Here is a 15186-nt window from a genome sequence, read left to right on the forward strand (position 1 = left end):
CATCTTTCGGCGGGCGCCTGGATGAGGTCAGTTCAGTCTTTTGAACTCTGCGTCGATGGCTTCAGCTTCAACGCGCCATGCCTGGAAGCGCTGCTGACGTACACGGCTTTCATCCACATTGCTCTGCAGTTCTTTGCGGCGTGTGTTGAGCAGCAGGTACTCCGGGAAGAACTCCTCCTTGAAGCGTTCCGAGTTCACGAGGGCAAGGAAGTCCTGACGTTGCTGTTCGAAGTTGCCGACCATCGTCGCGACTGCTTTCTTGAAGGCTTCTTCGCGCTTGTATTGCTCCCAGCTGTCCCAGGCTTCGAGGGCCACGCCGAGGAAGGCCAGTGCGCCATTGGCACCTTTGGCGAACTTCACCGCCCCCCACGGCTTGAATTTCAGGTACTTGCCGATATCCATACCTACCGTCTTGGCGATGGTGGTGAGGCCATCCCGTGCGGCCAGCACTGTGGTGTTATTGATGAAGTTGCCTTTGAGCACGTGGTTTATGCCTTGTTTACCCAAGGCCTTGACGGTGGTGTTGAAGTGGTTGACCTCGCTGTCGAAGCCCACTTGCATCTTCTCGACCTCAAGGGTGATCGACTGGGTCTGGCGGCTGAATTCATTTTGCAGACGGGTGGACAGGATGATGCCCTCAGCACCGACCTCGCGTTCGAAGAAGTCCGCGAAGGTTTCCAGGCTGCAACCTTTAGCCTGAAGGATCAGGTCGGAGAAGTAGCGGGTGGCAAAATCGCGAAGACTGATCCGTGCCTCTTCGATTTGCTGCCCGGTTGTTGCCAGTTGCTTGCCCAGGCGAGCATTGAGCTCATCGAGCCTGCCGACCTCCAGCGAAACCTTCTGATCGTTCTCGATGGCAACGGGCAGTTGGTTGCTCAGCACGTCACGGATGACGCTGGCGCGCATGTCGTTGATCAGCGCGGCGCTGCCTCCGTTCTGCTGCATCTTTCCTGTGGTGGCCGTCTGAAGTGTGGCGATGTGAGAGAGCGCCTTGAACTGTTCGAGGTTGCCCAGCCAGTGCTCTACACCCATGTCGAAGGGGTTCGCGGCGACGGCGACAATGGACAGTTCGGCTGCTTCCTGGTCGGTCAGCGTGATCTGTTCACGAAGCCGGCCTGTCACGTTTTCGCGTTTGACCTGCAGGTTGGCCAGGTAGTCCTGTTCATCTTCTACGTCAGCCACTTCGTCGAAGCGGCTAAGGACGAACACTGTGCGTTGCAGCAGATCCAGAGTGCGGAACAACCAGATCAGGTCATCCTTGTGGCTTTCCTTGACGGGGTTGGTCGAGTTCATCACATAGAGCACCAGGTGAGATTCGCTCACGTACTTTTTAGTGATGTCCTTGTACTTCTCGATGGCGTGAGTTTCGGCATTTTCCATTTCCTTGAAGCCGAACAGCCCGGGGGTGTCGATCAGCACGAAGTCTTCGTCGATTTCGTAGATTTTCACCTCATTGGAGGATTCCTGATGGCTGATCTTCATGCTGGACCTGTCCAGCTTTTCCATCCAGGCCGCCGCAATCGAAGTCTTGCCTTCAGAGAAGCCGCCAATCAGCGCGACCTTGAGTTTCTCACCAGACACGCTGCTGACGACATTCTGCAGCTTGCTGCTCAACGCTGGGTCAATCGGAACGCCGGCCTGGGCGCCCTGACCGAGGAAATTCTGCAGCCTGTCCAGCAGCGTCAGCGTATTAGCCTGTTGGGCCTTGAACGTCTTGAGAGTGTTTTCCATTACAGGTTTCCTGCGAGTTCGATTTGACGGGAGAGGCTTTTCAGGCGGATGGTCGAGCGCGACAGCGTGCTCACCTGATTGGCCGCCTGCTTGGCAGGCGCTTCAAGTGCCAGGTCGAGTTGGTCGATAGTCTTCTGCATTTCGCTCAGCGCGCTGTCCAGACTTTCGCGCAGCATGTCGCGCAATTGCTCGGTGGCGCTGCGCAGATTCTTATCAAGGGCCTGGCGTTGTTGGGACATCTTGTAGTCCGTGCTGAGCGCGCTCCAGAGTGCCTTGCCGATCGAGACAAGCGCGGTCAGTACTGAAGCCCCAACGAACCACAAGCTGGCTCCGCCGGTGAACGGTGCCGTCGCGATACCCACAAGGCTTGCCAGCAGCCCCGCAACGTTGACGCCGTTGTCTATTTTTATGTTCAGGTTGAAAGGTTGGTTGAATCGCATGCTGCCCAGCTTTCCGTAACTTGAGGTCAACTCTTGGGCGTGTTTTTCAAAACGGGAGAGAATATCCTCGGCGGCCTTCTGAAATTTACCGACCTCTATGTTCACTGCCACGGGCAGCTGCTTGCTGAGCTGGCGCTGCTGGGTTTCAAGCTGCTCAGTCAGGGCACTTTTGAAAGCGTCGTTGCTGATGTCTTTTTCGATGCGTGCGTAAACGTCGTTACGCACCTTACTGGTGAAGTTGTCGATCAAGGTTTCGCCGCAAGACTCCAGACGTTTCTTCAGCGCCCCAAAGCTGCTGGTCAACTGGCTCTTGGCGCTTTGCTCTTCCTGGGAAAGCTTTTCCGACAGCGCATTCAGAGTCTGCTGAACGCCTGAGAGCGTCTGGGTGGTGTGGTTGAGCGCGTCATTGGCCTTGTTGAAGTTGGCGCGAATGATCTTGGCTTTGCCGTTGTGAATCAGCTGGCGGCCTAGCAAATCCAGGAAGGGGCGCAGACGGGATTTTTCCAGCAACTCGTCGGCACCGAAATCCTCGAGCACTTTGCTGCGGCGCTTGGCATTCTGTGATCCCGGCGCAAGATGGTCGGTCGAGGCGAGAAAGGCAGGAAGCGCGCTCAGCGGAAACACATTTTGATAGTGCTTGCCGAGCTGCTCGCTCATTTTCTGGTCAAGCCCGGCAAGGCTGGCGATTTCGTCGTCGGAGACCAGCGGTCGGTCGGTCAGTGAGTGCTTGGGGTTGGTGATCTTCTTGTTGAAGATGGTCCACACCTCGGTTTGCGCTCCCAGATGCTGTTTGATCTTTTCCAGTGTGCCCTGGTGCTGCCCGTCACCCGTTTGTGGCGGCGCGGCCTGGTTGGTGACATAGAACACCGCGTGAGCGGTCTGGACGGCACGTTCTATCTGGTCGAGTACCAAGCCTTCCTTGCCCTCGATACCGGGTACATCCAGCAGTGCGAAGGGTTGGCCGTCCAGCTCGAACTCATAGCGCTGAGTCTCGCGGGTGAAGTCGCTCAAACCGTGACCGATGATTTGACCGTCAGCATGAACTTGCAGCTCTCCCAGCAACTGCGCCAGCTGGGTCTCATGTTCGAGTCGCTGCTGGGTGAGCGCTCGCTGCTGCTGCGCCGCCTCCGCCTGTTGCGCGGACAGCGCCGCACAAGCGTCGTCGCGCCTGGTTACGATCTCGCTCACCTGCCGCTCCATCGCACGGCACGCCTGTTCGGCTTTCGTCTGTTCGACGTGCAGCGTCGCGGCAGCACTGTCCCGTGCCGCTGTAGTTGCGGTCAACGAAGCGGTGGCCTCATTCAACTGAAGCTCTTCCGGCATCGTTCTGAAAAGATTCAACAGCTTTTGCCAGAGCGAAGCGTTGCTTTTGCGTGTCGCAAGAAGCGTGTGCAGGCGAGTGACGGCGGCAAGGGCGTCCTTATGTGATTGCTCGTGTTGCTCAAACGCACCGCCCAGTCGTTGTTTCACCTCGCTGGACCGGGCGTTGGCCTGGTCCAGCGCGCTCTGGGCGTCCCTGAAAGGCTGTTCGAACTGCGACACTGTCGCACTCAGTTGCTGCGTCAGTTCTTCAAGTCGCGCTTCGGCTTGCTCGATGCTCCGTTGCAGCCCCTGCAGGGTTTCTTCAGTCAGCCCGTACTGGTCGCGCAGCTTGCGAAACGCCTCTTGACTCGCCCGCTTGCCGGGCTCCTGAAGCAGGATGCGCAGGGTCTCGATGAGGGTCGACTTGCCTGCCCCCGTCTCGCCATAGAAGGCAATGGTGAACGTGTTCCACTCGGCATTTTTCTCAAGTTCCGCGAGCCGCTCAAACAGCGCCGTCCGATGCTCGGTCAGCCGCCGAAGCGCCTCCTGGCGGGATAGGTTCAAGGCTTCGTCGTCCGAAGGATGTCTCAGTTCACCGATAATGAGTGCCAGCTCGTCGTTGATTTGCTGGTAAACATCAAGAGGGCTGTTCAGTTCGAGTTTCATGTCGTGTTCTTCGGCGAGTTGTTCGGGCGCCAGCGGTGGCAAGAGTTCTTCTGCTGGTGTTTGAGCAGCCTCCGACGAGCCGGGGGCGTGGGCTTTGAAACGAGTCTCCGCCAACACTTCTGGCAGTCGTTCCCAGTAATCGGTGTGACCGAAATCGTTCATTTCGATGCTCTCGAAGTGCTCGATCTCGTTACGTCCCAGGCAGGTTTCACCCCAGTTCAACAGCAGGGTCCTGTCTGCCTTGGAATAGGCATTGATAAGCCTCCCCTTGAACCGTTCACGCAGCTGCCGCGCTTCCATGGCGGTGACTTCAACGGCGGCGGCCATAAGCAGCACATCGTTGATAGCCAACTGCTGTCGATACGAAAAACTCTTCAGGCTGCTGATAACCAGCCGCCCACCGAGCGAGTGCCCGATCAGGTTGATGGTCTTGATCTTTGGATGGTTGCTACGCAAGTAATCCTGCAACTGGTCAAACAACACCGCTCCCATGTGCTCCGCCCGAGTGCGGGCCTGAGTGAAGTTGCCCATCCGGTCCTTGGCGAATGCCCCCACAAGGCCGAAAGAATCGAGGGGCGAACTCGACATGGTTTTACCGAAATTCAGACCTGCCGCGCCAAGTGCCCAAAGCGAAGACTTGTCGAAACGCAGAAGATGATTCGAAGGCCAGAACGCAAAGATATTGGTGTAGTGCTTTAGCTGGTCGGGGATCTTGTCGAGCAGAAACTGCTTGTCCTCCTCGCTATGCCCGGCGCTGTAGCCATGGACGAAAATGTTGGCTTCAGTGGTGCCCGGTCCGGCGAATGGCGAGGTTTGAAACTGAAAAGGGTGAGGCATGGACTCTCCTTATCCACGGTCATGCCGTTTCGAGGCTTGGCTGTCAGACTTATGTGCGTGGGTGCGTGGGGAGCGGGGGCTACAGGGCAGGTCCCAGGGGACGGTCGTTGCTGGCGGGCATGGCTACATCCTTGTGCTGTTCGGGGGGAGTGGGCTTGTTGGCGTCACCTCTTTGGCTAATTTACCTTAAGAGTGTGGCAAGTTGCTATCAGAAGGGGGGCTTACGGCTTTTTCTCCGGTAGGAAGTTGGGTGGCTGAGCTAGCAGTTTGGCTGATTCACCCTGCGATTCTTCTGGCGAAATCTCACATCAAATGTATTGGTTGCCTCATTCGCATGCCTAATCCGGTCGAGCTGTCGTTGCTGGGCTGGGTTCACGCCTTCCTTGACCAGCTTGCGGGCAGCTTCACTTCGTTCATGTGCTTCTGACAGGCGCACGATGGGGTAATCGCCGAGTCCGATCATGCTGGACTTGCCATTCAGCGCAAAGCGATAACGCCATGCTTTCACGCTTGTAGGTTTGATCTCCAAGTACAGACCGTGCTGGTCATTGAACCGATAAAGCTTTTCCTTCGGCCGGGTGCTTAGCAAATTCGTGTACTCACAGTCCTACGCACTTTTTGGATGGAAACCGCAGAAGCGAAATGTGACGTTCTGAAACAGAAAAACCGCGCTAAGGCGCGGTTTTCTGGGGTTGTATCGGTTCCTAGGTGTTTCAACAAACACCCTGGAACTTAATAGGCCGGTCAGACGTTAAAGCGGAAGTGCATCACGTCGCCATCCTTGACGATGTATTCCTTGCCTTCCAGGCGCCATTTACCCGCTTCCTTGGCGCCCGCTTCGCCCTTGTACTGGATGAAATCCGAGTAGGCGATGACTTCGGCACGGATGAAGCCTTTTTCGAAGTCAGTGTGGATCACACCGGCGGCTTGCGGTGCGGTGGCACCCACGCGGACGGTCCAGGCGCGCACTTCTTCGACACCGGCGGTGAAGTAGGTCTGCAGGTGGAGCATCTCGTAGCCGGCGCGGATCACGCGGTTCAGGCCAGGCTCTTCCAGGCCCAGGGCCTCGAGGAACATGTCTTTCTCTTCACCGTCGTCCAGCTCGGCGATTTCCGCTTCGATCTTGTTGCAGACCGGAACGACCATGGCGCCTTCTTCCTCGGCAATGGCCTTGACCACGTCCAGGTGCGGGTTGTTCTCGAAACCGTCTTCAGCGACGTTGGCGATGTACATGACCGGTTTGGTGGTCAACAGGTGGAAGCCCTTGATCACCAGCTTCTCGTCGGTGCTCATGTTCTTCATCAGGCTGCGTGCAGGCTTGCCTTCGGTGAAGTGGGCGATCAACTGCTCCAGCAGGCCTTTCTGCACAACCGCGTCCTTGTCACCGCCCTTGGCGTTGCGGGCAACTTTCTGCAGTTGTTTTTCGCAGCTGTCGAGGTCGGCGAAAATCAGTTCCAGGTCGATGATTTCGATGTCGCGCTTCGGGTCGACGCTGTTGGAGACGTGAATCACGTTCTCGTCTTCGAAGCAGCGCACCACGTGGGCGATGGCATCGGTTTCACGGATGTTGGCCAGGAACTTGTTGCCCAGGCCTTCGCCTTTCGACGCGCCAGCCACCAGGCCTGCGATGTCGACGAATTCCATGGTGGTCGGCAGGATGCGCTTGGGGTTGACGATAGCCGCCAAGGCTTCCAGGCGCGGATCGGGCATCGGCACGATGCCGCTGTTCGGCTCGATGGTGCAGAAGGGGAAGTTCTCGGCCGCGATACCGGATTTGGTCAGGGCGTTGAACAGGGTGGACTTGCCGACGTTAGGCAGGCCGACGATGCCGCAATTGAATCCCATGGTGTTTCCCCTCGGATAAGTGTCAGGCCTTCTGGCTGTGCAGGTTTTTCATCGCGCGGTTCCATTCACCGGCGAGAATATCCGGCAGCACGCCGAGGGCAAAGTCGATGCTGGCATCGAGTTTTTCCTGTTCGGCGCGAGGCGCACGACCCAGGACAAAGTTAGAAACCATACTGGCAACGCCCGGGTGGCCGATGCCAAGCCGCAGGCGATGAAAGGTATTCTGATTGCCCAGTTGCGCGATGATGTCGCGCAACCCGTTGTGACCGCCATGGCCGCCGCCTTGCTTGAGCTTGGCAACGCCCGGAGGCAGGTCGAGTTCGTCGTGGGCCACCAGGATTTCTTCAGGCTTGATGCGAAAGAAACCGGCCAATGCCGCCACGGCCTGGCCGCTGCGGTTCATGTAGGTGGTGGGAATCAACAGGCGAACATCCTGACCCTGGTGCGAGAAGCGCCCGGTCAGGCCGAAATACTTGCGATCGGCCGCCAGGCTGACGCCTTGTGCGTGCGCGATGCGCTCAACAAAAAGGGCCCCTGCGTTATGCCGGGTCTGTTCGTATTCAGCGCCTGGATTTCCCAGGCCAACGATCAGTTTAATGGCAGTCACGATAGGGGCCCTTCCTGGAGTGTGGATAACGATGTCGCAATCAGGCGGTGTTGCGACAGTGGACGAAAATGGCGGATTTACCGTTGAGTAAACTTCGCGTTCTCGCCCGCTGTCTCGCTACGTTCCAGTCCGCGATGTTTCCGGTCACTCCGGCGACAGAGTGAAATTACTCTGCAGCGCCTTCTTCAGTGGCTTCTGGAGCAACACGTGGAGCGTGGACGTTGGCAACAGCCTTGTCGTCGCCGTGCGCCAGAGCAACAAACTCAACGCCTTTAGGAGCCTTGAGGTCGGACAGGTGAATGATCGTGCCGACTTCGGCGTCAGCCAGGTCGACTTCGATGAATTCAGGCAGGTCTTTCGGCAGGCAGGAAACTTCCAGCTCGGAAGTCACGTGCGAGATTTCGCCGCCTTTCTTGACCGGAGCAGCTTCGTTGATGAAGTGCACTGGAACAACAGCAGTCAGCTTCTGACCGGCAACAACGCGGACGAAGTCAGCGTGCATCACGTGGCCTTTGGCCGGGTGACGCTGCAGGGCTTTGATCACGACGTTTTGCTTGGTGCCGCCAACGTTCAGCTCGATGATGTGGCTGTAGGCCGCTTCGTTTTCGAGCAGTTTGGCAACTTCTTTGGCCAGCATGCTGATGGACTCAGGGGCTTTGTCGCCACCGTAGACTACAGCTGGAACCAGGCTTGCGAGACGACGCAGGCGGCGGCTCGCACCTTTCCCCAGGTCGGAACGCACTTCAGCATTCAGAGTAAAATCGTTCATGTTGTATCTCCAAAATAGCCATGACCGAGTGACGTTTGCGACCAGCGTCAGGCACGGTATGGGCAAAAAAGCCCCGCCCCGACAGGTGATGTCGGGGCGGGGCGCTTTTCGTCAACGAGATGTCCTGGAAAGGGCGGGGCCCTTAGCGGAACATCGCGCTGATCGATTCTTCATTGCTGATGCGGCGAACCGCTTCGGCAACCACCGGTGCGATATCCAGTTGACGGATACGCGCACAGGCTTGTGCTGCAGCGGACAGCGGAATGGTATTGGTCACCACCAGCTCGTCCAGCACGGAATTTTCAATGTTCTCGATTGCCCGACCGGACAGCACAGGGTGTGTGCAGTAGGCAAAGACCTTGGCCGCGCCATGCTCTTTCAGGGCCTTGGCCGCGTGGCACAGGGTGCCGGCGGTATCGACCATGTCATCGACCAGGATACAGGTGCGCCCTTCGACGTCGCCGATGATATGCATCACTTCGGAGTGATTGGCTTTCTCACGGCGTTTGTCGATGATACCCAGATCCACGCCCAAGGATTTGGCGACAGCCCGTGCACGCACGACGCCGCCAATGTCCGGGGACACGATCATCAGGTTTTCGAAGCGCTGATCTTCGATATCATCCACCAGGACGGGGGAGCCGTAGATGTTATCCACGGGAATATCGAAGAAACCCTGAATCTGGTCAGCATGCAGATCAACCGTGAGGACACGGTCGATGCCGACTACGGTGAGCATATCAGCCACGACTTTCGCGCTGATGGCCACACGTGCGGAACGCGGACGGCGATCCTGACGGGCATAACCAAAGTAAGGAATAACAGCAGTGATACGAGTAGCCGAGGAACGGCGGAAGGCATCAGCCATCACGACGAGTTCCATCAGGTTATCGTTGGTCGGAGCGCAAGTCGGCTGAATAATGAAGACGTCTTTACCGCGAACGTTTTCATTGATCTCGGCAGTGATTTCGCCGTCGGAAAATTTACCGACAGAAATGTCACCGAGAGGGATATGCAGCTGACGTACGACACGCCGAGCCAGATCGGGGTTGGCGTTCCCCGTAAAGACCATCATCTTGGACACGCGCAGTACCTGAAGGCTGAGGGTATACCTGGATGAGTATAGGAAAATGGCAGGGGCGGCTGGATTCGAACCAACGCATGGCAGGATCAAAACCTGCTGCCTTACCGCTTGGCGACGCCCCTGTATCTGTTGCTGCGAGTGCCCAGCACTCGATTCCTTTTAGAGCAGGTCTTGCAGCTTGCGATGCAACATCGAAACGTTGCTTCCTTTTGCCACAAACCCTGTAAGGGTCTCTGTAAGAAGGGCCGAGACTTTATCAGCTTCAGCTTTGCTTGGGAAGCCCCCAAACACACAACTTCCAGTTCCGGTGAGTTTTGCTTCGGTAAATTTACCTAGCAAATTCAAAGCGTTACGAACATCTGGATAACGCCTTGCTACCACCGGTAAGCAGTCATTTCGACTGTTTCCCTTGGGAACGGGGCGCACTTTAATGGGAGGAGAGTTACGTGTCAACAGTGGATCTGAAAAAATTTCTGCTGTACTTACAGATACTTGCGGCACCAGCACCAAGTACCAGGGTTCCTCGGGTTCTACTGGGGTGAGTTTTTCCCCGACGCCTTCGGCGAAAGCGGCGTGGCCACGCACGAAAACCGGCACGTCGGCGCCCAGCGTCAGGCCCAGGGCAGCCAGGCGATCGATGTTCCAGCCAAGCTGCCACAAATGGTTGAGGCCCAATAAAGTCGTCGCCGCATTCGAGCTGCCGCCACCGATGCCGCCGCCCATGGGCAGGATTTTTTCGATCCAGATATCGATGCCCAGCCTGCAACCGGATTGCGCCTGGAGTCGTTTCGCGGCCTTGACGATCAGGTTGCTGTCGTGGGGCACGCCTTCGAACTCGGTGTGCAGATGAATCTCGCCGTCGTCGCGCACGGCGAAGGTGATGTCGTCGCCGTAGTCCAGGAACTGGAAGATCGTCTGCAACTCGTGGTAGCCGTCCGGACGACGGCCGAGGATGTGCAGCATCAGGTTGAGCTTGGCCGGAGAGGGCAGGGTCAGGCGTGCAGCGGTCATGTCATTGCCCCAGCTTGCGCGGCTGCCATTGCTTGATCACCAGCGTGACGTCGAGGTCGCTGCCATGCAACTTGATGCGTTCGGGCAGCCAGTAGCCGTTCTGCTGGGCATAGCTGAGGTACTCGATCTGCCAGTCATCCTGTTCCAGGTTGGACAGGCGACTGTCGGCGTCGAGGGTCAGGCGACTTTTACTGTCCGGTGCCGGCAGTCCGCGGACCCACCAGGTCAGGTGGGAGACCGGCAGTTTCCAGCCCAGTTGTTCTTCCAGCAGCGCTTCGGGGGTGGGGGCCTCGTAGCGTCCCTGATTGGCGACTTCCAGGGAAACCTGGCCCGGCCGGCCAGTCAGGCGGGCCGCGCCGCGCCCCAGTGGGCCCGACAGGCGGATGTCGTAGTAGTCCTGGCGTTGCAGCCAGAACAGCGTGCCGCTGCCCGAGTCTTTCGGGGCGCGGATGCCGATCTTGCCGTCGATCTGCCAGCCGTCGAGGCCGCTCAGTTGTTGCTTGTGCTCGCGCCACTGGGCTTGGTTGCCCTGGCCCTGGACGGATTCACGGGCGCCGAAGCCCGCGCAACCGGCGAGCAAGGCAATGAAGCTGAAAGCGATGAAATGGCGCAAAAACATAATCTTAAAGAGTCTCGGATCCGGTCAGGCGTTTGATGGTGCTGCGCAAGATGGGGCTGTCAGGCTGATCCTTGAGGAATCGGCTCCAGATCTGCCGGGCTTCGCGTTGTTTGCCGTTGGCCCACAGGACCTCGCCCAGGTGAGCGGCGACTTCCTGGTCGGGAAAGCGCTCCAGGGCCTGGCGCAACAGGCGTTCGGCTTCGTCGAGATTGCCCAGGCGGAAATTCACCCAGCCAAGGCTGTCGAGTACCGCCGGGTCTTCCGGATTGATCTGGTGGGCCTGTTCGATCAGCAGCTTGGCTTCGTCATAGCGCGTGGTGCGATCCGACAAGGTGTAGCCCAGGGCATTGAGGGCCATGGCGTTGTCCGGGTCACGCTGGATGATCAGGCGCAGGTCTTTTTCCATCTGGGCCAGGTCATTGCGTTTTTCCGCCAGCATGGCGCGGGTATACAACAGGTTCAGATCGTCCGGGTACTGCTTCAGGGCTTGCTGCAGTACGTTCCAGGCCTTGTCGCTCTGATTGTTGGCCGCCAGGGTTTCGGCTTCGATCAGGTACAACTGGATGCCATAGTCCGGCTGGGAGTCGCGTTGTACCGCGAGGCGGCTCTGGGCATCGGCGGTCTTGCCATTGCTGATCAGGATATCGGCCTGGCGCAACTGCGCCGGCAGATAGTCGTTGCCCGGGCCGACCTGGGCGTACTCGATCAGTGCGCTCTCGGGGTCGTTGCGTTCCTCGGCGATGCGACCCAGGTTCAAATGGGCCGAGTCGACATGGCTTTCCCGGGCGATCAGGTCTTCCAGATAACCCTTGGCCTCTTCCCAGGCCTTGGCCTCCAGGCAGACCAGTGCCAGGGAATAGCGCAGCTCGTCGTCTTCCGGGTATTGCTGGACCAGGCTGGAGAACTCCACCTTGGCGTCGTCCATGCGGTTGTTTTCCACCAGCATGCGGGCGTAGGTGAGCCGCAGGCGTTTGTCGTCCGGGTACTTCTTGATGCTTTTTTCCAGCAGCGGCAAGGCTTCGTCGCCGCGGTTCAAGCCTTGCAGCAGGCGGGCACGCAGCAGGATCGGCGCCACTTCGCCGGCTTCCGGCGGGTTGTCTTCCAGCAGGGTGAGGGCGCCCTGGGTGTCGCCATCCTGTTGCAGCAGCAGGGCCTTGCCGAAAATCAGCTGGCCGTTATTCGGGTGGCGCTGCAACAGGCGATCGAAACTTTTCATCAGGCCGTTGCGGGTTTCCTGGTCGGTATCGGCGGCGGACAGCGCCAGGAAGTCGAAATGGGTGTCGCCCTTGCCCAGCAGGACTTTCTCCATATAGACCATGGAGTCGTCGTAGCGCCCGGCCCGGGCCAGTTGCACGGCGGCGGCGCGCTGCGCTTCCAGGTCATCGGGGGCGTTCCTGGCCCAGATCAGTGCGGTATCCAGCGCGGGTTGGTCGGCGCCCAGGTATTCGGCAATGCGAAATGCCCGTTCGGAGATGCCCGGGTCCTGGGTATTGATGGCCTGGGTCACGTAGTTGTCCAGCGCAATGTCGAAGCGATTGCGCTGGCCTGCCAATTCGGCGCTCAACAGGCTGAAGATGGTTTCTTCGCTGAACGAGCCATAGACCTTGGGTTTTTCAGGGGCCTGCACGCTGTCTTCGACTGGCGGCGTACCGTCTGTCGAAACGGGGGCCATGGACTGGCAGCCGCTGAGCAAGGCAAGGGCGAGGAGCAACGCGGAAGATCTATTCATATAGGAAGAGGACGACTAACCTGCGGTCGGATCATCATGACACAAGCCTTGGGTCAAACATAACCGCCCCGTCGATTTACAACCCAGGGCAGGGCGATAGAGATCGAGTGGTTGTTCTGAATCTGACGAAGTAGGACAATTACCGGCTTCACGTCACCATCAGCGACCTTGAATGGCCTTCCTTGCACTCGGTATTAACCACAAGACTGCTTCAGTAGACGTCCGCGAGCGCGTGGCCTTTACGCCTGAGCAGCTGGTTGAGGCCCTGCAGCAGCTCTGCCGGCTCACCGACAGCCGCGAAGCTGCGATCCTCTCCACCTGCAATCGCAGTGAGCTTTATATAGAACAGGATCACGTTTCGGCCGATTCAGTGCTGCGCTGGCTGGCCGAATATCACAACCTGAGCCTTGAAGAGCTGCGCGCCAGTGCTTATGTGCACGAAGACGATGCGGCCGTTCGTCACATGATGCGCGTCGCCTCGGGGCTCGACTCGCTGGTGCTGGGCGAGCCACAGATCCTCGGCCAGATGAAATCGGCCTACGCCGTGGCCCGCGAGGCCGGCACCGTCGGCCCGCTGCTGGGGCGCTTGTTCCAGGCCACCTTCAATGCCGCCAAGCAGGTGCGCACCGACACCGCCATCGGCGAGAACCCGGTGTCGGTGGCGTTCGCCGCCGTCAGCCTGGCGAAACAGATTTTCAGTGATTTGCAACGCAGCCAGGCGCTGTTGATCGGCGCCGGCGAGACCATCACCCTGGTCGCTCGCCATCTCCACGACCTGGGTGTGAAACGCATTGTCGTCGCCAACCGGACCCTGGAGCGGGCCAGCACCCTGGCCGAACAGTTCGGTGCCCATGCGGTGCTGCTGTCGGACATTCCCGCCGAGCTGGTGCACAGCGATATCGTCATCAGTTCCACCGCCAGCCAGTTGCCGATCCTCGGCAAGGGCGCCGTGGAAAGTGCCCTGAAGCTGCGCAAGCACAAGCCGATTTTCATGGTGGACATCGCCGTTCCCCGGGACATCGAGCCGGAAGTCGGCGAGCTGGACGATGTTTACCTCTATAGCGTCGACGACCTGCACGAGGTGGTGGCCGAGAACCTCAAGAGCCGGCAGGGCGCGGCCCAGGCGGCGGAAGAGATGGTCAGCGTCGGCGCCGAGGACTTCATGGTGCGCCTGCGCGAGCTGGCGGCGGTGGATGTGCTCAAGGCGTATCGTCAACAGAGCGAACGCCTGCGCGACGAGGAGCTGCAAAAGGCCCAGCGCCTGCTGGCCAACGGCGGCAGTGCCGAAGAGGTGCTGGTGCAACTGGCCCGCGGCCTGACCAACAAGCTGCTCCACGCCCCCAGTGTCCAGCTCAAGAAGCTGACTGCCGAGGGCCGCCTCGATGCGCTGGCCATGGCCCAGGAACTCTTTGCCCTCGGTGAGGGCTCACCGGATAGCTTTTCGGATAAAAAACCGCAATGAAAGCGTCGCTGCTCAACAAACTGGACATCCTCCAGGACCGTTTCGAAGAATTGACCGCCTTGCTGGGCGATGGCGAAGTCATTGCCGACCAGAACAAATTCCGCACCTATTCCAAGGAATACGCGGAAGTCGAGCCGATTGTCGCCACCTATAAACAGCTGCTTAAAGTGCAGGGCGACCTCGAAGGCGCCCAGGCGCTGCTCAAGGACAGCGACCCGGACATGCGCGAAATGGCCGTGGAGGAAGTGCGCGAAGCCAAGGAGCAGTTGCTCGAACTGGAAAGCAACCTGCAACGCATGCTGCTGCCCAAGGACCCGAATGACGGGCGCAACGTGTTCCTCGAGATCCGTGCCGGCACCGGCGGCGACGAGGCGGCGATTTTTTCCGGCGACCTGTTCCGCATGTATTCGCGTTATGCCGAGCGTCGCGGTTGGCGCGTGGAGATCCTGTCGGAGAACGAAGGCGAGCACGGCGGCTATAAAGAAGTCATCGCCCGGGTCGAAGGCGACAATGTCTACGGCAAGCTCAAGTTCGAATCCGGCGCCCACCGCGTGCAGCGCGTGCCGGCCACCGAATCCCAGGGGCGCATCCACACCTCGGCCTGCACCGTGGCGGTATTGCCCGAGCCGGACGAGCAGGAAGCCATCGAGATCAACCCGGCGGACCTGCGGATCGACACCTACCGTTCCTCCGGGGCGGGCGGCCAGCATGTCAACAAGACCGACTCGGCGATCCGCATCACCCACTTGCCCTCGGGCATCGTGGTCGAGTGCCAGGAAGAACGTTCCCAGCACAAGAACCGTGCGCGGGCCATGGCCTGGTTGTCGGCCAAGCTCAACGACCAGCAGACCAGCGCCGCGGCCAATGCCATCGCCAGCGAACGCAAGTTGCTGGTGGGCTCGGGCGATCGCTCCGAACGGATTCGCACCTACAACTTCGCCCAGGGCCGGGTCACCGACCATCGCGTCAACCTGACCCTGTATTCCCTGGACGAGATCCTGGCCGGTGGTGTCGATGCGGTCATCGAGCCGTTGCTGGCCGAATACCAGGCCGACCAGTTGGCGGCGATTGGCGAGTAAGCACA

General features: G+C 59.1%; 12 protein-coding genes and 1 tRNA gene. 2 read left to right on the top strand and 11 right to left on the bottom strand.

From position 1 onward, the window contains the following. Nucleotides 1-27: 27 nt before the first annotated feature. The 11 genes from BLQ55_RS00270 to BLQ55_RS00320 form a co-directional block, all read right to left on the bottom strand. A complete protein-coding gene (locus tag BLQ55_RS00270) occupies nt 28-1731 on the bottom strand; it encodes a LeoA/HP0731 family dynamin-like GTPase (protein WP_092251770.1) in 1704 nt (567 codons plus the stop codon). Beyond that, complete coding sequence (locus BLQ55_RS00275) at nt 1731-4976, bottom strand: DUF726 domain-containing protein (protein WP_092251772.1); 3246 nt, start codon at nt 4974-4976, stop codon at nt 1731-1733. The genes BLQ55_RS00270 and BLQ55_RS00275 overlap by 1 nt, the downstream gene beginning before the upstream one ends. A 259-nt stretch (nt 4977-5235) precedes the next feature. Continuing rightward, nucleotides 5236-5565, bottom strand: a complete 330-nt coding sequence (locus tag BLQ55_RS00280; RefSeq protein WP_256326503.1) for an Arm DNA-binding domain-containing protein — start codon at nt 5563-5565, stop codon at nt 5236-5238. Between the two features lie 155 nt (nt 5566-5720). Continuing rightward, complete coding sequence (ychF, locus tag BLQ55_RS00285) at nt 5721-6821, bottom strand: redox-regulated ATPase YchF (RefSeq protein ID WP_060740647.1); 1101 nt, start codon at nt 6819-6821, stop codon at nt 5721-5723. 22 nt (nt 6822-6843) lie between these two features. Next, nucleotides 6844-7428, bottom strand: a complete 585-nt coding sequence (pth, locus tag BLQ55_RS00290) for an aminoacyl-tRNA hydrolase (RefSeq protein ID WP_003185374.1) — start codon at nt 7426-7428, stop codon at nt 6844-6846. A gap of 166 nt (nt 7429-7594) precedes the next feature. Continuing rightward, entirely contained in the window at nt 7595-8197 is a 603-nt protein-coding gene (locus BLQ55_RS00295) for a 50S ribosomal protein L25/general stress protein Ctc (RefSeq protein WP_060740648.1), read from the bottom strand. A 142-nt stretch (nt 8198-8339) separates the two neighbouring features. Beyond that, entirely contained in the window at nt 8340-9281 is a 942-nt protein-coding gene (locus tag BLQ55_RS00300) for a ribose-phosphate pyrophosphokinase (RefSeq protein ID WP_003171603.1), read from the bottom strand. Between the two features lie 47 nt (nt 9282-9328). Next, nucleotides 9329-9403, bottom strand: a tRNA-Gln gene (locus BLQ55_RS00305). A 37-nt stretch (nt 9404-9440) separates the two neighbouring features. Next, complete coding sequence (gene ispE / locus BLQ55_RS00310; protein ID WP_092251774.1) at nt 9441-10292, bottom strand: 4-(cytidine 5'-diphospho)-2-C-methyl-D-erythritol kinase; 852 nt, start codon at nt 10290-10292, stop codon at nt 9441-9443. A gap of 1 nt (nt 10293) precedes the next feature. Further along, a complete protein-coding gene (lolB, locus tag BLQ55_RS00315; protein WP_092251776.1) occupies nt 10294-10911 on the bottom strand; it encodes a lipoprotein insertase outer membrane protein LolB in 618 nt (205 codons plus the stop codon). Nucleotides 10912-10915: 4 nt separating this feature from the next. Beyond that, a complete protein-coding gene (locus BLQ55_RS00320; RefSeq protein WP_092202499.1) occupies nt 10916-12640 on the bottom strand; it encodes a tetratricopeptide repeat protein in 1725 nt (574 codons plus the stop codon). A 172-nt stretch (nt 12641-12812) separates the two neighbouring features. Here BLQ55_RS00320 and hemA point away from each other — a divergent pair, with 172 nt between their 5' ends. Together hemA and prfA are read left to right on the top strand one after the other, a co-directional pair. Beyond that, a complete protein-coding gene (gene hemA / locus BLQ55_RS00325; RefSeq protein ID WP_092202501.1) occupies nt 12813-14102 on the top strand; it encodes a glutamyl-tRNA reductase in 1290 nt (429 codons plus the stop codon). Continuing rightward, on the top strand, nt 14099-15181 hold the full coding sequence (gene prfA, locus BLQ55_RS00330; protein WP_092202503.1) for a peptide chain release factor 1: 1083 nt from the start codon (nt 14099-14101) through the stop codon (nt 15179-15181). The genes hemA and prfA overlap by 4 nt, the downstream gene beginning before the upstream one ends. Nucleotides 15182-15186: the final 5 nt, after the last annotated feature.

This window comes from Pseudomonas sp. NFACC13-1 (assembly GCF_900104425.1).
Taxonomy (GTDB): Bacteria; Pseudomonadota; Gammaproteobacteria; order Pseudomonadales; family Pseudomonadaceae; genus Aquipseudomonas; species Aquipseudomonas fluorescens_AA.